This is a genomic window from Liquorilactobacillus ghanensis DSM 18630, from assembly GCF_001435235.1.
Taxonomy (GTDB): Bacteria; Bacillota; Bacilli; order Lactobacillales; family Lactobacillaceae; genus Liquorilactobacillus; species Liquorilactobacillus ghanensis.
In genome coordinates this window covers 96,688-117,962 of sequence record NZ_AZGB01000016.1, presented here as the reverse complement: position 1 = coordinate 117,962, position 21,275 = coordinate 96,688, and the positions used below count along the sequence as shown (strand labels likewise).

General features: G+C 39.0%; 17 protein-coding genes. 7 read left to right on the top strand and 10 right to left on the bottom strand.

Annotation, left to right across the window (positions count from 1 at the left end):
* Positions 1-16 precede the first annotated feature (16 nt).
* From lpdA to FC89_RS06050, 5 genes are all read right to left on the bottom strand, one after another.
* Positions 17-1,369 carry a dihydrolipoyl dehydrogenase gene (lpdA, locus tag FC89_RS06070; protein WP_057871661.1) on the bottom strand — a complete coding sequence of 451 codons (1,353 nt, stop codon included), beginning with the start codon at positions 1,367-1,369 and terminating at the stop codon, positions 17-19.
* A gap of 345 nt (positions 1,370-1,714) precedes the next feature.
* On the bottom strand, positions 1,715-3,502 hold the full coding sequence (locus tag FC89_RS06065) for a sigma-54-dependent Fis family transcriptional regulator (RefSeq protein ID WP_057871660.1): 1,788 nt from the start codon (positions 3,500-3,502) through the stop codon (positions 1,715-1,717).
* 159 nt (positions 3,503-3,661) lie between these two features.
* Positions 3,662-4,483: an SPFH domain-containing protein gene (locus FC89_RS06060; RefSeq protein WP_057871659.1), complete on the bottom strand. Its 822-nt coding sequence runs from the start codon at positions 4,481-4,483 to the stop codon at positions 3,662-3,664.
* 18 nt (positions 4,484-4,501) lie between these two features.
* Positions 4,502-4,840: an Arc family DNA-binding protein gene (locus tag FC89_RS06055; protein ID WP_057871658.1), complete on the bottom strand. Its 339-nt coding sequence runs from the start codon at positions 4,838-4,840 to the stop codon at positions 4,502-4,504.
* 74 nt (positions 4,841-4,914) lie between these two features.
* Complete coding sequence (locus FC89_RS06050) at positions 4,915-7,812, bottom strand: DEAD/DEAH box helicase (RefSeq protein WP_057871657.1); 2,898 nt, start codon at positions 7,810-7,812, stop codon at positions 4,915-4,917.
* A 205-nt stretch (positions 7,813-8,017) separates the two neighbouring features.
* On the opposite strand from FC89_RS06050, the gene FC89_RS06045 reads away from it, so the two are divergent.
* The 3 genes from FC89_RS06045 to FC89_RS06040 all read left to right on the top strand — a co-directional run bounded on the left by FC89_RS06045 (position 8,018) and on the right by FC89_RS06040 (position 11,133).
* On the top strand, positions 8,018-9,172 hold the full coding sequence (locus FC89_RS06045) for an ArgE/DapE family deacylase (protein ID WP_057871656.1): 1,155 nt from the start codon (positions 8,018-8,020) through the stop codon (positions 9,170-9,172).
* Between the two features lie 107 nt (positions 9,173-9,279).
* On the top strand, positions 9,280-9,408 hold the full coding sequence (locus tag FC89_RS12895; protein WP_268872021.1) for a hypothetical protein: 129 nt from the start codon (positions 9,280-9,282) through the stop codon (positions 9,406-9,408).
* A gap of 30 nt (positions 9,409-9,438) precedes the next feature.
* On the top strand, positions 9,439-11,133 hold the full coding sequence (locus FC89_RS06040) for an oleate hydratase (RefSeq protein ID WP_057871655.1): 1,695 nt from the start codon (positions 9,439-9,441) through the stop codon (positions 11,131-11,133).
* Between the two features lie 124 nt (positions 11,134-11,257).
* Here FC89_RS06040 and FC89_RS06035 read toward each other — a convergent pair whose 3' ends face one another.
* From FC89_RS06035 to FC89_RS06015, 5 genes are all read right to left on the bottom strand, one after another.
* Positions 11,258-12,139, bottom strand: coding sequence for a VOC family protein (locus FC89_RS06035; protein ID WP_057871654.1), 882 nt, complete (start codon positions 12,137-12,139; stop codon positions 11,258-11,260).
* Positions 12,140-12,244: 105 nt separating this feature from the next.
* On the bottom strand, positions 12,245-13,669 hold the full coding sequence (locus tag FC89_RS06030; protein ID WP_057871653.1) for an oligosaccharide flippase family protein: 1,425 nt from the start codon (positions 13,667-13,669) through the stop codon (positions 12,245-12,247).
* Positions 13,670-14,014: 345 nt separating this feature from the next.
* Positions 14,015-14,623 carry a superoxide dismutase gene (locus FC89_RS06025; RefSeq protein ID WP_057871652.1) on the bottom strand — a complete coding sequence of 203 codons (609 nt, stop codon included), beginning with the start codon at positions 14,621-14,623 and terminating at the stop codon, positions 14,015-14,017.
* 86 nt (positions 14,624-14,709) lie between these two features.
* Positions 14,710-15,651: an AEC family transporter gene (locus tag FC89_RS06020; RefSeq protein ID WP_083485427.1), complete on the bottom strand. Its 942-nt coding sequence runs from the start codon at positions 15,649-15,651 to the stop codon at positions 14,710-14,712.
* A gap of 556 nt (positions 15,652-16,207) precedes the next feature.
* On the bottom strand, positions 16,208-17,368 hold the full coding sequence (locus tag FC89_RS06015) for a PucR family transcriptional regulator (RefSeq protein ID WP_057871651.1): 1,161 nt from the start codon (positions 17,366-17,368) through the stop codon (positions 16,208-16,210).
* Between the two features lie 82 nt (positions 17,369-17,450).
* Between FC89_RS06015 and FC89_RS06010 the strand changes: the two genes are divergently transcribed.
* From FC89_RS06010 to FC89_RS05995, 4 genes are read left to right on the top strand one after another with little or no spacing between them, the layout of a single operon-like run.
* Positions 17,451-18,812 (top strand): aspartate aminotransferase family protein, encoded by a 1,362-nt coding sequence (locus tag FC89_RS06010; protein WP_057871650.1) that lies wholly within the window; start codon positions 17,451-17,453, stop codon positions 18,810-18,812.
* Positions 18,813-18,860: 48 nt separating this feature from the next.
* A complete protein-coding gene (locus FC89_RS06005) occupies positions 18,861-19,586 on the top strand; it encodes an amino acid ABC transporter ATP-binding protein (protein WP_057871932.1) in 726 nt (241 codons plus the stop codon).
* Between the two features lie 24 nt (positions 19,587-19,610).
* Entirely contained in the window at positions 19,611-20,309 is a 699-nt protein-coding gene (locus FC89_RS06000) for an amino acid ABC transporter permease (protein ID WP_057871649.1), read from the top strand.
* Positions 20,310-20,337: 28 nt separating this feature from the next.
* The gene (locus FC89_RS05995; RefSeq protein ID WP_057871648.1) at positions 20,338-21,228 is read left to right on the top strand and encodes a substrate-binding periplasmic protein; all 891 of its coding nucleotides are present in this window, start codon (positions 20,338-20,340) and stop codon (positions 21,226-21,228) included.
* Positions 21,229-21,275: the final 47 nt, after the last annotated feature.

Sequence of the window (21,275 nt, the reverse complement as noted above, 5' to 3'; positions counted from 1 at the left end):
ATTTCCTCCTTTGAAATTAACCATGAATTGCCTGCCCCATAATTGCGTTAGCTGTTTCACCAATTGCCTCAGCGAGGGTTGGATGAGCAAATACTATCTCAGCCAATTCGTCAGCAGTTGCTTCAGCCGCAGCGGCAGTCAATAAAATGTGAATTAATTCAGTCGCATTTTCTCCCACAATCACTGCACCTAAGATTTCGTGATACTGCTTTTCACTAATGATCTTGATAAAACCGGCAGTTGCTAAACTGGCCATCGCCCGGCCGTTAGCAGCTAATGGTACTTGTTTGATTTCCACTTGATAACCGGCTGCTTGTGCCTGCTGTTCATTTAACCCAAAACTGGCAATTTCGGGAAAAGTATATACACAGCGGGGAATTTGCCGAGCAGCTACCGGTGCCTGCGGTTGCTGACAAATTGCCGCTACGGCCCGCAGTCCTTCGGCGCTGGCCGCATGTGCTAATTGATAACCACCGATCAAATCACCAATGGCATAAACATGCGCTTGACTGGTCTGATAGTGACGATCAACTTTTACAAATCGTTTTGTTTCATCAAGCTGCAGTTGCAATTGTTGTGCCAAGGTTAAATCTGCTCGACGGCCGGTAGCTACCAGTAATTGATCAAAGGTAAATGTTCCGGCTGAACTAATGATATTGGTTTGACTGATTTGCTGCAGCTTAACACCAGTTTTGACAATCGTTCCTAATTGCCGCAGCCGTTGTTTGATTAATTCACGAGCTGCCGGGTCTTCGGTCAATAAAATATCTGGAGCTACTTCTAATACTGTTACTTGGCAGCCTAACGGTTGAAAAGCAAAGGCCAACTCAATTGCAATCACTCCCCCGCCGATGATCACTAAATTTTGCGGCAGTTTTTGCAAAGAAAAAATCGTATCCGTGGTTAAATAATCAACCTGATCCAATCCCTTAATCGAAGGAATAAACGGATGACTCCCAGTTGCTAACAGTAAATCAAGCGCCTGCAATTGCTCATTCCCAACTTGTAATCGATTTTTGCCTAAAAGTTTAGCTTCTCCATTAAATAAACTGATCTTATGTCGTTTGAACAATTGTTTAATTCCCATTTGCAGTCCAGCAACCACTTGATCTTTACGTTTGACCAGCTTGGCAAAATCAATTTCACCTAAAGTTAGTGCTATTCCGTTTTCCTTAGCCTGTTGGGCAGTCAAAACCCAATGACTGTGTGTTAAATAAGTTTTAGACGGGATACAGCCAACATTTAAACAGGCTCCACCAACCGCTTGCCGTTCAACTACTGCGACTTTTTTCCCTTGTTGGGCAGCTCGGATAGCGGCAACATAACCACCTGGGCCAGCTCCGACTACAATCACATCAAATTGTTTCATAAGCACTCCCTCCTTCACTTGTTTCTATTAATTAGTAAGCAAGTTTAATGCCAGTTATAACTTTAATCGCTAATTCTATAAAAAAACGATGTCTTAGTTAAAGACACCGCTTTGAGAAAACAATTAAACGCTTTATTTTTAAATGTATTAGGAGTAAATAACGAACAAAGTTATTTTTTCCTCTGGATAATTCGCATTAAATAAAAAATACCGATTTTTTAAATACTTTTATTCACCATTATCAAATAATTGCCAAAATAATCTGTTTTATCACTAACATAAATTAATATCTTCAAATTGCTGCTTGATTGTTCAATTAAGATTGCACCTGAACAAAACGTAACTTTAACGCAAACCAAATTGTTTCATTTTTCGATAGAGGGTCGTTCGCGAGATTTTTAATTCGGCAGCTGTATGACTAATATGATAATGATTTTTTTGTAAACAAGTGGCTATTTGCGCAGCTGTCAATGGTAATCTTCGCCGCTGGCATTTAACAGCAATTTGCGTAACTGGTTTAGAAATTGCGGCATCCAAAGTATCCAGCAACTGCTGCAATTGTGCGATCGTTGGTTCTTGATTTGGATAATATAATTGAATTCGCTGTAAAAAATTATTAAATTCACGAATATTGCCGGGCCATGAATACTGATGAGCAACTGTCAAAATTTTCTTTTCCCAAGTAGGCCGCCACTGCTGCTCCTGGCAAAACTTCTCCAACAACTGCTGCATATCTGAACTTCGTTGCCGCAATGGCGGAATCTTCAGTGGTGCAACATAAATTCGGTAAAATAAATCCGTCCGAAACTTTCCGGCTGCCGCGAGAGCGGGTAAAGACTGGTTGCTAGCTGAAATCAATCGAAAATTAAGCTTTTGGGGATGCCCATTAACCGGTGTAACTTGTTTTTCCTCCAAAACTCGTAATAAAGCCGTTTGCATCTTACGTGGCATGCTGTCGATTTCATCTAAAAATAACGTTCCGCCATTCGCCTGTTCCAATTTGCCTTGATGACCTTTGGCGCTGGCGCCGGTAAAAGCCCCCGGAGCATAACCAAACAACTCACTTTCAAGTAAGTTTTCACTGATCGCACCGCAATTAACCGCAATTAGCGGACCAGCAGCAGCTGGACTATTATAGTGAATTGTTTTGGCAATGATTTCCTTTCCTGTTCCCGATTCGCCATAAATATGAATCGGCAGCCAACTGCGGGCGGCGCGAATTACCTGCGTTAAAAATTCTTGGTATTGCAGATTTTGACTGTTGATACCAGGGTAATAAAATGATTTGCTCGTTTGCTGGGGAACTGCAATTCGGACTTGGTGGCCGATAATTTTTTCATGTAAAATGATTTTTTGAGCTTGATATAATTGATTTGGCCGCAAGCATTGCTGCATTTCTTGACCAACAATAAACTGTTCTGCTAAAACTGGCGGGACTTGAACAATTCGATAACGTGTATCACACAACAAATCAGTCTGATTGGGGTGCTGCAAAGCATATTGTAATAAATCCCGTTGCTGTTCCAGATACTCCTGCCAAAACCGATTCGCTACACTTTGAGCGATCAATTCTAATAACAGTCCTGCTTCAACAGCTGAACTATTTTCAAAAGTCGAAACATCTAAAATTCCCAAAATTTGCTGTTGTTCATCCAGAATCGGTGTCGCTGCACAACTCCAATGACGTGAAGCAGCAGCATAATGTTCAGCCAAATCAACACTGACTGCTTGCTTTGTTCGCAATGCAATCCCGATAGCGTTTGTTCCAACATCCAGTTCAGTCCAACTAGTTCCCTCACGAAAATAAATTCGATTAGCGGCTAAACGGGCATTCTCCTGACCACTGCGCCATAAGATAATTCCTTGATTATCAGTTAGAATCATTAACGGTGAACGTAACTGCAGCCGGTTTGAAAATTTTTCTATTTCTTGTTTGATCAACTTAATCAGGTCTCGATTCTGCTGTTGGCGCACTTGCAGGTTACTGCTAGTAACAATTCGGTGTGGTTTAATCATAAATGGATCAACTGCTGCTTTACGGCAGAATTCCCAAGATGCCGCAATTTCAGGTGTTAACGTCTGCAAAGGTTGTTGCTTGCCAGCCAAAAAGTTTTGCCACTGCTGCTGATTCATATTGATTTCCTTCTTCCTTTTGAGAAAACGCTTTCTTTTTTTATTATACTATACTCTGTTGGAATAGTTGTTTTTATACCCGGCATAATATCAAAAACAAAAAAACGACTTCGAATTAAATTCGAGTCGCTTTATATTGCTAAAACTTTTTATTTAAAATTAGGCTTGATTATCATTTTGTTCCAGCAGCTTTTTTATTACCGGAACTTGCCCCAATCCGGTAACTTCTTCTTTAGGAATTACGACAAGATTAGTACTTGAATTAGCTAACTGAACAAACGCTGCAATGCTTTGATCTTTAAAATAATTTTCACCAACTGTTTGCAATGCAGCAGCTGTTTTCGCAATTCGATAATTCTCAGCATCTGCTCGTTTCCGAGTTGCTTCAGCTTGAGCTTGGGCCGTTTCAACCAATGCTCGATTTCTAGCATCTGTTGTTAGTTTAATGTTCTGAGCTTCACCTTGAGCCTTGGCTATCGTTGCAATTCGTTCCCGATCAGCTGTTAACTGTTTATCCATAGCTTCTTGGATCGCAACTGAAGGTGTAAGTTCATCTATATTTACTCGATCAACATTAATTCCGTAAACATTGGTTAAATCACCAATAGCTGCTGCCAAATCTGCATTGATTTTGGAAGTGGAACCCAAAGCATCCGTCAATTCCAATCGTCCGATAATATCCCGCAAATGACCACGAACCAGCTGAGCCATTGATTCAACTGAATCAGTATTTTCATAAACATATTTTTGTGCATCGGTCACATGATAATTCAAAGTTACACTAGCTTTGATATCGGCATTATCCTTAGTAATCACTGAATATTGTGATAATTTTAGGGGGCGCATTGCCAAATTCACTGTCCGAATATGCTGAATAATCGGAACATATAAATGCATCCCAGCAGGAACATTGCGCCGATATTTTCCTAAAGTCTCAACTAAGCCTTGACAATTCTGCTGAATAATTTTTATCCCAAACATAACTGTTCCTTCCTCCCCTTACTTAACAACTGGTCGCAATGTTAAAATATTTCCGTTAGCTTCAATTACAATATACTTTTTCTTTGCTGAAAACTTTTCATTGCCTTCAATTAAATAACGGTAATAAATTCCATTAACTTGAGCTAAACCATTTTCTGGATCAATTTGGCGATTTTCAACTACTTTGCCTAAAAATTGCCGATTTTCCAATGATGTTGACTGTTTAGTCTGCAATGACTGTTCAATCAATGTGACCAGTAAACTGTTAACACTGCGATTTTCCTCTTTTGCCCGCTGCTCTAACTGTTGCTTTAGTTGCTGTGGTAGCCGCAGTAAAAAAGTTGTTGCATCTTCCATCACTGCCACCTTCTATTCTTAATCAAGCACTTGATATCGTAATAATATCATTGTTGTATCAAAAGTCAATTCTTTCAATTAAGATTTTTCCCGATGATCAAACGATACATTTTATAACTCAATGGCTGATTCAGTTGCAAATCCAGCGCAACTGCTGCTCGTTTCTTTTTGCCAGGAAACGATAATTCAACCTCATGGACCGATGCTGGTAAAATTTGACAACGACCAACATAATAAAAATCTTTGCCCTCGGCATCGCTGCGTTTTATAAATAAATAAATCGGTATTCGAAAATGACCGTGATCATCACGAGCCAATAGTTTTTGTACCTCCACTGAATCTAAGTGCCTCGGACTGCGAGTATACCAGCGAATCGTGTCCGGACTGAGAAAATAATTGACATAAGCTCCCGAACGAGCATTTTTTTCAGCATCATTTTGATACGTAACAAACATTGGACAAGCCGTATCATCTACTCGATAACCATACATTGGGGCACTAACATCCAATGGCCAATCTAACAAACGACAAACATCTTTTCGCGTATATTTTTGATATAAAGTAAACGCCTGTCCCGCTTGATATTGCTTGGCCCGCAGCAAACCGGCCGTTAAAACATCTTGCCACAAGCGCTTAAACCAAGCCCCAGATTGCAGTTGCTGCCATAAAGTTGGCGCCAATCGATAACCAGTACGATCCCAGTTGATCAGTGGTTGCCCGCCGTATTTATCAGCTTGCAATTTTTTACCGGCCTTAACTTGAAAGAAAGTCAAACTTAAAATCCCCTTAACTGAATCCAAGACAGCAGAATCCGTTTGGCATCCCTGCTGTTCTAGCAGTCGTTGATATTCAACTTGGGTTAACTGTGGCTGATGGCTTAAAGCCTGCAGCAAAATCAATTCATGCCGCCGTTTGCCATTCAATAATTCCTGGGTAACAAAAGTCAGCCAGCTTGCTTGCTGCTTGGTTAGCATTGGTTGTGGAGCTTTCATTTTATTGAGAAATTGATAGTAATTATCAATTTGATTGTTTTCTGCAAATACCTGTACATCCAACTGCTGTTGCTGGGCAAAATCCGTTAACAATGGTATTCGTCCCAACCGCTGTTGTAGTTGCTGATAAACCTGACGTAATTTAATAAAGCCATCCAACTTGACCCGCTGCAAAGAAGCATAAATCTGCTGTCGGGCAATTTCAGTAAAAGTAATCGTTGATAGACCCATAATCGGTTCCAAAGCCAAAGTACTTCGAGCCTGATCTTTATTTAATGAATGATCCTCAGTTAAAGCCAGGGGAATCAGATAATTGTTTCGATAATTGCCGATAAAATCTAAAACGGTCAAATATTTTTTCCCAGGAAACTTTCGTAACCCACGGCCTAATTGCTGCAAAAAGACAATTTGCGATTGTGTGTTACGCAGCATTACCACTTGGTTCACACAAGGAATATCGACTCCTTCATTAAACACATCGACTGTTACCAAATATTCAATTTTTCCTTGTTCCAGCTGCTTTACCAATCGTTCACGCCGCGAAATCGTCGTCGTTCCATCCAATGCTTGTGCTGGATGCCCTTGAGTTGTCAACGCTTGAGCCAACTCAACTGCTTCATCACGGCGACTGCAAAAAATTAACCCATGTACCTGAGCTCCTGAATAACTATAATATTCCAATTGCTGCAATAAATAAGTGACCCGCGCCGGAGCAGCCAATTGGCGTAAAGGCGCCTTATCTGTCAAAAGCTGGCCCTGATATTCATAATCTTGCAATCCAATATAATGAAACGGACAAAGCATCCCGGCAGCCAAAGCATCCTGCAATCGAATTTCATAGGCGATATTATAGTCAAATAACTGAAAAATACTATAATCATCAGTCCGCTCTGGAGTAGCCGTCATTCCCAAACAAAATCGTGGTTGAAAATAATCCAATAATCGCTGATAGCTGGCCGCGACACTTCGATGAGCTTCATCGATCAGCAAATAATCAAACGTCTGCGGTTCAAACTGCTGCATAACGATTGGCTGAGCCAAAGTCTGTACCGTTGCAAATAAATACTTAGCTGTTGGCTGCTGCTTTGTTCCGCTCAAAAAACCATAGTCAGTGCTGGGACCACCAAGTACCCGCTGAAAACTAGCCTTGGCTTTTCGCAAAATCTGTTCACGATGGGCAACAAACAGCATTCGCTTAGGTGCAGTCTGTTTGACATCAAAAGCTCCCAGATAAGTTTTCCCTGTTCCGGTTGCCGAAATAACCAGCCCACGCTGGGCACCGGTCTGTCGCAAAGCTGCCAATTGCTGCAAAGCCGCTTGCTGCATCTGATTAGGCGTAATTGGGGCCAGCTCCTCAGTGGCTTTAACTGTTGGTGAGTGCTGTTGTTGTGCTGCCTGCCAGCGCTGCCGATAATCATTCAGCCAAGTTGGCGTCAGCAAATGGCTTTGTTGCCACAACTGATTAATTTTTTGCCGCAGCTGTATGACTAACTTTCCTTGATTCAAAGAATTTAATTCTAAACTCCATTCATAATTTTTCAACAGTGCTGATCGGGTAAAGTTGGCACTACCGATAATCAATGTCTGATAATCAGGCTGACGGTGTTCAAACCAGTACCCTTTGGCATGAAAGCCGGCTAAAGGGGCAATTTTGGTTGTTAAATTTGGAATTTTCAATAATTCTGCCAGCGTATCCGGCTGATTGAATGAAAGATAGTCAGAAGTTATTAGTCGGCCATGGACTTTTTTAGCTGCCAAATCAGCCATTACTGCTTTAAATGGCGGCAACATATCAGCCGTAATAAATGCAACCGCAAAAACAAAATCGCTACATTGCTGCAATTGCGTCCGCAAATGCTCCCAAATGGTTTCTTGATCAGTATTACTTAGTAATTGTGGAGTATAGGCTGAAACATCTGCTTGATCTGTTCCAGCCAATCCAGCCAAAGCTGCTTGCGTGATAATTTGTTTAAATTCCATAATCTGCCACCTATTTCTGCTAATTCCTTTTCAGTATACCAAATCTTTACTTACCTACAATAACCAAAACCAATTACCAGCAGCCCAAACGCTTAACTTAATCAAGCTGCAAATCTCAAATCATAGCTTGAGCAGCAATAAATATTGCTATCCAAACAGTTTAAAATAAACTACAATAGACACAAGAATTTAGCGAGGTGACAAAATGAATGAGCAAAAGAAAATCGAAATTTTGCAAAATCTAATCAAAATTAAAACTGTTAATGATAATGAAGCTCAAGCGGCTGATTATCTTGCCAGTTTATTTGAACCATATACTGCTGTTAAAATTGAGCGGCTGACATACGCATCTGGACGAGATAATCTCATAGTTACAATTGGTGAAAGTGGCCCACTTTTAGGCTTTTCCGGGCATATGGATGTTGTTGCTCCAGGTGATCCGGCAGCTTGGGACAGTGATCCTTTTGAGCCGGTGATCCGACAGCAGCGGTTATATGGACGTGGAGCAGCAGATATGAAAAGCGGTTTAGCTGCTTTAGTAGCTGCAATGTTAGAACTGCTTGAAAGCAACCGTTCCCTGCCTGGACGAATTCGACTGTTGGCAACTGTTGGTGAAGAAACCGGTGAATATGGTGCAGCTCAGTTGACTAAAGCTGGTTACGCTGATAACTTAGCCGGACTGCTGATTGCTGAACCAACCAGCAATTTAAACAATCTAATTTATACAGCTCGTGGTGTAATCGATTATAAAATAACTTCGATCGGTAAAACCGCTCATGCTGCCCGACCACAATTTGGAATCAACGCAATTGATAATTTAATGTTGTTTTATCAACAAATTAAGCCTCGTTTGGCTGACCTGACCAAAACTGATCCTGTTCTAGGTGGAATCACACACAATATTACTAAAATTGCCGGCGGTGAGCAGGTTAACAGCATTCCATCATATGCTGAGTTAATGGGCAATATTCGGACAATCCCCGCCTACCCTAATCAGATTTTCTATGACAGAATTGCCGGGCTAGTAGCTGAACTTAATCAGCAGCCCGATGTTAAGTTAGCCGTTGAATATAGTTTCCCAGAAGAAGCGATTCCAGGAGATCCGGCATCACCAATTATCAAATGTGCCCAACGCGTTTATCAACAACTACTAGGAAAGAAAATTAAAGTCACCGGCAGCTCCGGCGCTAATGATGGCGCTGAATTTCTGCAAGCCAAGGGCAGTTTCAACAGTATTGAAATCGGACCTGGTTCTGACAGTTCACACCAGAGTAATGAGTACGTTGAACTTCCAACCTACTTACAAGCAATTGAGTTTTATGAAAAATTCGCACTTGCTTTTCTACAAGAACAGCATTAATTAACCTTTTCTAATAACAATGCCAAATCACTATTAAAAAAAGCGTTTTCGCGCTATGATTTGATTAGGATACAACTTTTAAATATGCTCAGCGAGGTGAGTTCGTTATGAAGAAAAAATGTTTTTTAGGCTTGCTGTTGGCAACAACAGCAGCCATTGCCGTTTGCCAAACTGTTAAATATATGAAAATCGGTCAAGGCGACGATTTAAACGCTTACGCCAAATACAATAGTTAACTTGTTAGTCATTGAAAGGACGTGATTTGATTGGTTAAAGAAAAAGCAGTCATGATTGGAGCCGGTTTAGCTAATTTAGCGGCAGCAGTCTACTTAATTCAAGAAGGTCATTGGGCTGGAGAAAACATCACTTTTTATTCACTCGATAACCATGGTTCAAATGACGGGTCAACAACATCCGCTGCTACTGACGATTATTGGAATCAGCAGCACCCGCTGGAAAATACTCAAGGGTACATCGCTCGTGGTGGACGAATGCTTAATTATCGGACCTATGTCGACCTGATGGATCTTTTGGAACGAATCCCATCAGCAACTGAACCAGGATTAACAGCCGCTCAGGATACTTATGAATTTGATGCTGCTCATCCGACTTTTGATAAAGCTCGTTTAATGGAAGGCGGGAAAGGGATTTTAGATGCCGGTCATCTAGGATTAAATAATACCGATCGGGTGTTATTGAGTAAGCTGATCATGCTGGCTGATGAAGATGAAGAAAAACTTGATAATATTTCAATTGCCGAGTATTTTAAACACTCCCCACACATCTTCCAAACCAACTTCTGGTATATGTGGGAAACTACCTTTGCTTTTCGAACACAGAGTTCTGCTCAGGAACTTCGCCGCTATATGCACCAAATGATTTATGAGTTTACCCAGATTGAACATTTAGTAGGTGTCAATCGGACCCGCTACAATCAGTTTGAAAGTATTATGCTGCCATTGCTCAATTATTTGCAAGATCAAGGCTGCCATTTCATTCTTAATCGGCGAGTAACCGAATTTGAATTTAAACCAACAACTATGCAAGATGAAATTACGGTCACTAAAATTAAAATGACTAATACAGAAACTAATGAACCGGAAGAAGTTGTTATCGATGACCAAACAGCGGTTATCTTTACTAATGGTTCGATTACAGATTCTGCAACATTAGGCGATTATCATACACCAGCTGCTGAAAATCCGGATTATGGTGCGGCTGCCAGTTTATGGAAACAAATCTCGCAACAGTTTTATAATCTAGGCAAACCGGATAAGTTCTTTGCAGACCGTTCAGCTAGTGAATGGGTCAGCTTTACGCTAACTACTAAAAATCACTTACTATTAGACGAGATTACCCGCATTACCACCCAAGTTCCCGGAAATGCTTTAAACTCGTTCCTATCGACCGAACCAATTACTTCATTGGGTCAAAAAGATGTCAATATGTCAATTGTTGTTCATCATCAGCCACATTTTACCACACAGAAACCAAATGAAACTGTTATCTGGGGATACTTCTTATATCCGCGTCGGCGTGGTGAATTTATCCAAAAACCGTATATTGAAATGAACGGTAAAGAAATGGCTCAAGAACTAATTGGTCAGCTCGCAAAGGTCGATCCTGGTCCTGTCAATATCAAGACCAAAGAAACGGAAATTCTTGACAGCATTATCAATAACATTCCAGTTTATATGCCTTATGCCTCAGCGCTTTTCAACAACCGGGCTAAAAGTGATCGGCCGGAAGTAATTCCTGAAAACTCAACTAATCTTGCTTTTACCGGTGAATTTGTTGAGCAGCCTTTCCAAATGATTTTTACCGAGCAAAGTGCGGTTCGCTCAGGTGAGATTGCTGCCTTTCACTTTGCAGGCATACCAATGGCTCATCTAGTCAAAACACCGCGTTATGATCGTGATCTAAAAACTTTGGTTCGTGCTACTAAGAAACTCTTTAGCTAATCAATTGCAAACTAAAAGCGAAGGTAGTGGAGTGAATCCCCTAAGTTGGACATCAAATCCAACCTAGGAAGTTCATTTCACAGTTGCCTTCGCTTTTTTGATTCTAAATTATATTTAACTCATACTAATTTTGTGGTATTTTTTCGAATCTTAATTTAATACCGCTGGGATCAGTCAACGATATCTCTTGTTTAGGCAAAACTGCAAATGGTTGCTGCAGCTTTTCTAAGTTATTTTTGATCCGCTCTAATTCTTCATCTGTTTGTGTCCAAAAAGTATAATATGCCAAGCCTAAATCATGCGAGTCACTAGCAGGCAAGTCGCGCCCAGTCCATATATTACCTGCAATATGATGATGATAACCACCGCTGGCAAAGAACTTCGCACTTTTTCCAAAACTAGTTTTTAAAGATAAACCGAGAACATCAGTATAAAACTCCTCAGTTGCTTTTAACCCTGCTACTTTCAAATGAACATGGCCAACCTTGGTTCCAGTAGGAAAGCCCTGCCACTGCCGATCAGCTGCATCAACAACTCCCTGAGCATCCATTTCGATCGTAATTCCCGGTATTTCGCCATCTGGACGAATATCCCACTGATTCCGCGGTTTATCACGATACACTTCTATTCCATTACCTTCCGGATCAGTTAAGTACAAAGCTTCACTATAGCCATGATCACTGGCACCAATTAATGGAGCCTGTTCCGTTAAATAATGAATCAGTGCATTTCCAAGGTCCTTACGAGTTGGTAATAGGAAAGCTACATGATACAATCCAGTTTTGGGTGTCAACGGCAACGGCGAAGCTACTCGCCGCAAAATCAACAATGGCAAGCGGCTGCCATGTGCTCCCAGAATACTTTGCATTGAGTTTTGTTCGTAAACTTCCAATCCAATTACATCACGATAAAATTTGGTTTGTGCGTCTAAATTATTTACTTTTAAAGCAACTGTACCCGGTTGTGTTTCAGCTGCTAATTGAAAATTCGGGATAACAACAGTCATTTTAGTCATCCTCCTTATTTGTTGATACATTTATTATAACACCTAACATCTAAAAAAGTCCAAGAAAAAATTATTTTCTTGAACTTTTTTAATATAAGGAAAAAATTATTTGGCTTTTCTCTCTGCCAGCATTTTCTTTGCTTTTTCTAAAATCGTTGGCCGCAAAAGCAAAATCATTAACACATAAATTATCATGCCCAGTAACACTTCGGCACCAATTGAGAGGATACTGGTATGTACTGTATTGTTAATCCAAAAAACGGGAATAAACATTACTAACCCGGCAAGCAAATACTTTGGTAAATTCAAAAATAGTTGCCGATATTTAATTATTTTTCTAACGACCCATAACTGATATCCGGTGACGCAAGCTTCAGAAATAACAGTTGCCAGTATTGCTCCGTTTAGTCCCCAAAAATAAATTAACGGAAAGTTAATAATAATATTAGTAACCGCACCAAAAATAACTGAGGTTGTAAACCCTTTAGTCTGATTAGTTGGCAGCAAAAATTGTGTTCCAATGGCATTACTCCAGCCAATTAACAAAATTACCGGCGTTTCTAATAGCATCGCTAAACCAACCGGCTTGAATCCGGGTCCATAAAAATACGGTCCCAAATGCAATGACAATCCAGCTAAGCCAAACATCATCGCTACCGTTAAAAAGGAAATAAAATCAAAGGAATCGTACAGCATTTGATTAACCTTTTTCTTTTCACCATTAGCAAATGCATTGGCAACGTGCGGCAACATAACTGTTCCCGTCGCCGTTGCTAAGGCTAAAACTGTTTTGATAATTGTATCAGAATTATAGTAATACCCAGCAAAAACCGTTCCTGACATTTTCCCTAGCATGGTTTTATTTAAAACTGCGTAGACATTAATAGCTACTTGCGGCACAAACAATGCCAGTGAAGGATGCAGATGACGAAATGGATGCAGCTGCCGCCAATTTACTTTGCTAACAATTCCCTTTAAGAACGGCCACAAAGTTAAATTTCCTAAGAAACCGCCCAGACCAAGAATGATAATATATAATCCTAAATCACTTTTATTTTTAACAAAAATAAAAATTGCAACTAAAGATAGAATTTTAACCAGTGTATTACGAGTAACCGTCTTTTTAAAATCTTCGACTCCCATATACAGCCAAGAAATATCTAAGATCACTGCCGCTAAATTGATTGCTTGAAATAACATAAAGGTCGGATACTTACTAAATGGCAAGTAAATAAAAAAACCAATAAAGGCAATTGCAATCGCAAAAATTCTTAATAAGACAATTTCCCAGAAAGTTTGTGACATTTCTTGCGGTTTACCACGCAAATAAGCAATCTGCCGATTACCATAAAGATTGATACCTAAACTGCCAAACAAGACAAAGTAAGAAATAATTGAATTAGTGTAAGCATTGATTCCAACACCGGTATTGGTCAAAACCCGGCTGATATAAGTAGCAGTAATTAACGGTAAGAGTACTAACAGCAATTGATAGCCAGCGTTATACAAATAATTTCGAACGACTTTCATAGTCAGATTAACTCCTTTAAAAAATCAAGCCTTGCTTTATCAGTTTACTTGAAAAAACTGATATCAGCAACAAACCCCAAGTTCGTTCCACTATCTACTACTCTCTAAATAAAATATACCTGCATTTTAAAACATCTTTTCATTATACAGTATTTTCTCAAGTAACTAGCAGTTTTAATTAAACGTTATGAAATATTTAAGTTTGACCTTTAAACGCACTAAACTGGACTGCAGCTAAAATTGCTACAATCCAGCTTAATTAAGAAGTATTTTCAAGAAGTTATGCTCTTGTCATGATCTGCAAAAATCAGAGTTACGCCTCAAGTTTTATTGTCTACCGTAAATTCAACTTTGCTCTAGGCGCTGGGCTACTTTTGACCAATTAACCAAATGCCAGAAAGCTTCGATATAAGCTGGTCGCTGATTCTGATATTTTAAATAATATGCATGCTCCCAGACATCCAAGCCCAGCAATGGTTTTTGCCCCAGCATCAGCGGGGAATCTTGGTTAGCAGTGTTGGTGATTTTCAATTGACCGTCCTCATCACGTACCAGCCAAGCCCAACCAGAACCAAAAACACCAGTTGCCGCCGCTGTAAATTGTTTTTTAAATGCGGCTAAACCACCGAAAGATTCGTCTAAAGCAGTCTGAAGTTCTAATGGTAATGCTTGATCAAATTCTGGAGTTAAGCTTTCCCAAAACAATGAATGATTTGCATGACCACCACCATTATTACGAATTGCCGTTGCAGTTGCATCTGGTAGATCTTCCCAGTCAGTCAATAATCGTTCTAAAGACCAGTCGGCAACTGTGGGATAATTTTCAATTGCCTGGTTCAAATTATTCACATACGTCTGATGATGTCGATCATGGTGCAACCTCATTGTTGTTTGATCGATATATGGTTCTAAAGCGGCATAATCATATGGTAAATCAGGAAGTTGATAAGGCATCCGAGCTGCTCCTTTCGCATTAGTGAAAAGGGTTCCACGTCTAACCTAATCGTAATAGAATCAGCGGCTGTCGTCTACTAAATTGCTTATTTTACACCTAAAAAGAACATAAACATTCCCATCGTCAATACCGACAATAAAGTGCTGACTAACTGAGTTGAAGCCATCTCATCTTCATGAACATGATTTTGAATCGCCAACATACTTGGCATGGCAGCCGTGGGAATAGCCAGTGTAACAACGACCAATTGTTGAAAATGCCAATTCGCTCCGACAGCCGCCATGATTGCCCAAACGACTAGTGGTAAACCAATATTTTTTAAACCGACATTCAACAAAACTGCACGCGAAATACTAAAATGCTGTACATACAACATTATTCCAATTGAAAATAATGCAACCCCACCAGCAGCTTGTCCCAATTCGCTGAACAGCGGCAGCCAGACAGCTGGCAGTTTAAAGCCGCTAAGATTCAGCGCAAATGCAAGAATCGGAGCCCAAACCAGCGGCTTTTTAAAGGCCGTAGCCAATCGCTGAACAGCCTGCTCGGTTCCAGTTTGATCTGCCTCTTTTTTCCCGGCTGCTAACAACAATACACTTAGTGGTACTTGAACCAAATTCAAATAAAGTCCGCAAATCGCCACCAGAATCACGCTATCCGTTGTGCCAAAAATAATTGCCAAAACAGAAGTTCCCATAAATGGAACTGATGGGCATGCCACGCTCAAGGCCCGCAAAACTGCCAAGCTCAAATTGTGAAGCCTAATTTGATAAAGCATTGTTAAAATCACAAATACACCAACCATGCCCAGTCCCAACCATAAAAACAATGGCAAATCTTGAATAATTACCTGGCGGCTGGTAGCCAGCAGCCCGCCAAATAAACTCAAAGGCAGAGCATATGACATAACTAAAGCAATAAACAGCTGACTGGCGTGTTTTTTAAATTGTTGCCGCCATCCCGCTAAAAAACCTAATGCTAAAGTAAAAATAATTGGCGCAATTGCAGTAATCAAAGTCAGTGGCATTCCTATCCATCCCCTATTAAAAGTTAATTAGAATTTTAACACAGAGACAATAAAAATAGTAATGGCCGTGTATTTTAAACTAATAGTTCTGCTAATTTTGTACTTATCTGCCAATTATTAAATACCTAATAATTTGTTTTTTTAAGTTTAACTAGTTTCTTTATCGGAAAAGAAAAGTTGTAATCGTTTGCTTAGTCGTTTTCCAAGTTATCTAAAACAAAATAAAATTATACTTATAATTGAGTTGAAAATTCCTTTAAACCTACCAATAAATGTAAAAAACAAGTCAATTAATTATTAATTAATTTTAGACTTACCAATTTATATAAACAAAAATATTAGTCCACAAGAACAAACTGTTTTAAATCCCCACCGCTTTTGTAAGCGCTATTATTATCTTTAGGCTGATTATTGTCTATTTAACTATCGAAAACCAACTTTACTTGTGCTGCAGCACAAAACTTCCAACTAAACTTTATGCTAAAGACCATTTTTAAAATTAATTTATTATGATATTATTCTGGCAATCAGATTAAAGGAGGCTCATTTTGAATCGCTAAATTATATCCAAAATATAAAAAGCCAACGTCAAACGAAAACGTTCCTCATTGGTATCCAAATCAAGCGGTAAAATTGCTTTAATTTTTTTAATTCGATAATTAATTGTGTTTCGATGCATAAATGTTTTCTCAGCAACACTCTTAATACTGCAATTTTCCCGTAAATAAAGTTGAAGGAGATGAACATAATCTGTTTGGTTTTCTCGATCATAAGTAATAAGTGGAGATAAGATGCGTTGAGCAGTCTTTTCTAAAATTTTAAAATCATTGACTGCTAGGATAAGTTCATTAATTCCATTTTTTTCAAAAAAGCAAAGTGAGTTCGAATTATTTTTCTGAATATGATTCATAACATATTTAACTTGTTTGTATGCCTGATGCAGCTTAGTAATCGATGTAACTGTTTCACTAACACTTACTTCAAAATCGTAGTTACTAAAATGTTTCTTTAGCAGCTGATTTAAACTGTTAGCAAACTGTCTTAATTTAGTAGAATTATTTATCACGATAAAAACAGCATCTTCGATCTCAAACATACTATTAATAAAGCCATAGGCATTCAGTTGAATTTCAATATCTAATTGTAGTTTGCCATAAAACTTCAGCTCACTTTGTTGAATTTTGAAATCATGTCCGCGAATCGCGATAAGTGCAAAACTACCATTTAAGTTAAAATCATTTCTTTCTAATTGCTGTTGATAAAGTTCAGGGCGTTCAGGGTGAAAAATAGCGTTCTTTATGCTTTCCATTAAGTTGAAAGAAATCTGTTCACTTAAAAAAATTCGATTGCAGTAGTCACGAATGATATCAATTAAATGAATTCGCCATGGAACTGTAAATAACGGAAAATGTTTTGCGCGACAGTATTCGATAATATCAAGTGGAACTTCATTAATAAATTTACCAGTATTAATAATCAGAGCGGTTGCCCCAGCAGCGATAACTTTTTTCACATAATCATTCAACCAGCTTGCTGAATTAATGCCAATTCCAGTAGTAATCACAATCTCACTACCATGTAAATAGTCCATTGTGTCAATGTTTTCTAAAATATGGACCCAACTGAAAAGATGATCCAATCCTGAACTGCCAGTTAGCAGTTTCATTTCATACTTCTCTCGAGTTGCGTAATAAACTGTTCTAAGTTTAATCGCCATCGAACCACCCTTTTCTTATGTTATTTAATACAATATTATAAATTTTAATTATTATTAGTCAATAAGTGAGGTGCTAGTTAAAATGTTAAATACTGAATTGCCTAGAATTATTACGCCAGCATTACCTGGTCCTAAAGCAGCTGCTGTCATTGCCAAACGAAAAGAATATGTCCCTAATAGTGTTTCCTGTGCTTATCCAGTTGTCATGGAAAAAGCCCAAGGTGCCATAATTCAAGATCCAGATGGAAACTTGTTCTTAGATTGGGTTGGCGGAGTTGGCGTCCTAAATGTGGGGCATGCCCATCCTCAAGTAGTTGCTGCGATTAAACAGCAAAGCGAAAAATACTTGCATGGAATGTTCAATATAGTTACTCATAGTGGCTATGTAAATTTAGCTGAACAATTAGCCGCAATTGCTCCCGTCAAAGGAAACGGTAAAAATAAAGTTTTCTTTGCTAATAGTGGTGCTGAAGTTAATGAAAACGCGATTAAAATTGCTAAAACTTATACTGGTCGGCCGAATATTATTGTTTTTTCGGGTGCTTTTCATGGTCGAACACTGTTAACCATGACTATGACTTCCAAAAAAGCATATACCAAGGGAGTTGGGCCATTAGCAAATGGTGTTTTCCGAGCTGACTTTCCTTACTTGTATCGGTTACCTAAAGGAATCAGCTCAGCAGATGCCTTAGATTATTACCTTGCGCGATTGCGTAAAGTCTTTGAAGAATGTTCCCCTGCTGATCAAATTGCTGCAATGGTGCTTGAACCCGTGCAAGGTGAAGGTGGCTTTATCCCTGCACCACTACCTTGGATCAAGGCTATCCGGAAAATATGTGATGAAAATGGTATTTTACTAATTGCTGATGAAGTTCAATGCGGTTTTGGACGTACTGGAAAAATGTTTGCCAGCGAGTATTGGAAATCAGTCGCGGCTGCTCCAGACATCATTACAACTGCCAAATCTATTGCTGATGGGTTACCTTTAGGTGGCGTAATTGCCAATCAAAAAATTATGGATCAGGTACCGATCGGCGTGATTGGCGGAACTTTTGGTGGGAATGCCGTTGCTTGTGCTGCCGGTTTAGCAGTTTTAAAAATTTTCAAAGATGAACAATTATTAGCAAGATCGCAAAAAATTGGGGAACGATGCATACGCGAATTTAAAAAGTGGCAAACAAAATACCCAATTATTGGTGATGTCCGTGGTCTAGGATCCATGATTGGTATTGAATTTGTAACTGATCGTACAACTAAACAGCCAGCCACTGAATTTGTTAAACAACTGATTCAACTTTGTGTCAAAAAAGGGTTAATTTTAGAAAATGCCGGTGTTTATAGTAATGTTATTCGTTTTCTGGCACCGCTCGTTATCACCGATGAACAATTGACTGTTGGACTCTCCATTCTTGAAGAAAGCATCCAAGAATTAAGTTCCCGGTAACCGTCATCTCGAAAGGAGTTGGAAAAAATGATTGAAACTGCCCCGAAAATGTTGGAAATCTCAAACCTTTCAAAAAATTATGGTCAAAACCACGTCTTAAAAGATGTTAATTTAACTGTTAGACAAGGAGAAGTAGTTTGCATCATTGGTCCTTCCGGTTCTGGGAAAAGTACCTTTTTACGCTGTATTAATCTACTTGAACAGCCAACTGCCGGTAAAATCTACTATCGAGAAAAAAATGTTTTGGATCATTCATTAAATGTCAGTGCCTACCGGCAAAAAGTTGGCATGGTTTTTCAAGGTTATTACTTATTCGCTTTTAAAAACGTTATTGACAATATTACGATGGCTCCAATCAGTTTATTAAAGAAAAGTCGAGCTGAAGCAGAAGAAGAAGCACTGACTTTATTAACCAAAGTAGGCTTGGCTAATAAAAAACTGGTTTATCCGGCTTCATTATCTGGTGGACAAAAACAACGCGTTGCGATTGCACGAGCATTAGCAATGCATCCCGATCTGCTTTTATTTGATGAGCCGACTTCTGCCTTGGATCCCGAATTAGTTGGAGAAGTTCTAAAAGTCATGAAAAACTTGGCTGATGAAGGAATGACAATGGTAGTTGTAACTCATGAAATGAGCTTTGCTCGTGAAGTTGCCGATCGAGTCATTTTCATGGAAGGCGGTTATATCGTTGAACAAGGAAAGCCTACCGAAATCTTTGAAAATCCGCAAAATGAACGCACTCAAAAATTTTTAGCACGTTATTTAAAATAAAGTTAGTGGAAGGGAAGTTAGCAAATGAATTTAAAATGGGGAGACGCCCTACACACACTTGGCCCTTCACTGATACAAGGGGTCGGAGTCGTACTGGAGGCTACAATAATTAGCTTTTTGCTAGCAAATCTAATCGGTTTGCTGGTGGCTATTTGCCGCCTCAGTAAACTCAAAATAAGCCGGGGAATTTTTGTTACCTTAGTTGAAATCATTCGCGGCACCCCTTTACTGGTTCAGCTTTTTTACATTTACTATGTGATACCGTTACTGTTAGATGGCCTTTTTGAGTCCTTAGGAATGTCAAATCCTAACATTCAATTTTCTGCTTTAGCTGCTGGGATCGCCGGATTGTCAATTAATTATGGAGCTTATATCTCCGAAGTCTTTCGCTCTGCGATTTTAACGATTGACCGTGGGCAAAAAGAATCCGGTTTGGCTTTAGGTTTTTCTGCCCGACAAGTTTTAAGAAAGATCGTCATTCCACAAGCATTGCGAAACAGTATTCCCGTTTTGGGAAATTATCTAGTAATGATGATCAAAGATACTTCTTTATTAGCCGTTATTTCTGTCAGTGAGTTGCTGCTGCGAACACAAACATATGCCTCTCAAACTTTTGAAACAATTGAATCTTATACGATTCTGGCTGTTGTCTACTTAATTCTTAGTCTGCCGCTATCTCATATTATGAAATTAATTGAAAAGAAATTCCATATTTCAAATTAGTTTGTCACGACAAGGGGGATCCTGTGATATGAAAAGAAAAAAAACTTATTTATTGTTCCTTAAATTAAGCAGCATTGCAATTGTAACATTTCTACTTTTAACTGGCTGTTCCAATGCCAAATCCAGCAGTAGTTCTAAAAATAGTTCATCAAACCAATCAACTCTAGCTAAAATCAAAAAGTCCGGTGTCTTAACAGTTGGGTCTTCAAATGATGCCCCATTTGCTTATCTTGACACTAAGACTCATAAATTCAGCGGTGTTGATGCTGACATTATCAAAGAAATTGCCAAAAGAATGGGTGTTAAGAAAGTCGTAATGAAACAAGTTCCTTTTGAGAACTTGATTATTGATCTTAACAAAGGGTCAATTGATATGGTAACTGATGCAATGTATATTCGGAAGGATCGTTTGCAAAAAGCATTATTCACTAATGTTTGGTACAAAGAAGGCGAAGCTGTTGTTGTTCCCAAGGATAGTTCAATTCATTCGATCAGCGATTTATCAGGGAAAGTTATCGGTGGTCAAAAAGGTACGGCTTTCTTAGATTTAGCTGAAAAATGGAAAAAAGAAGGCAAGGTCAAAGATGTCCAAATTTATGGTAAGCAAACTGACCTAATGCTCGCAGTTAATACGGGAAAAGTTGCTGCCAGTGTGACTGATGGAATTGTAGCTAACTATACATTACATGAAGACCCTTCGTTGAAATTGAAGCTTTTAAAACCTTATACACCTGAAGAAACTGGTAAAATCGGAGCAGCTGTTAGATTCAAAGATAAATCACTTTTAAATGAAGTTAATAAACAGCTTGATGCAATGAAAAAAGATGGTACCCTCAAAAAGATACTGGCTAAATACAACTTAGGCAGTGACTACTACGTTAATGTTAAAGACGGTATTACCAAAAATATAAATCAATAAAAAACTAAAATTAAGAACGTGATTCAACTAGACGGATACCTGTCTAA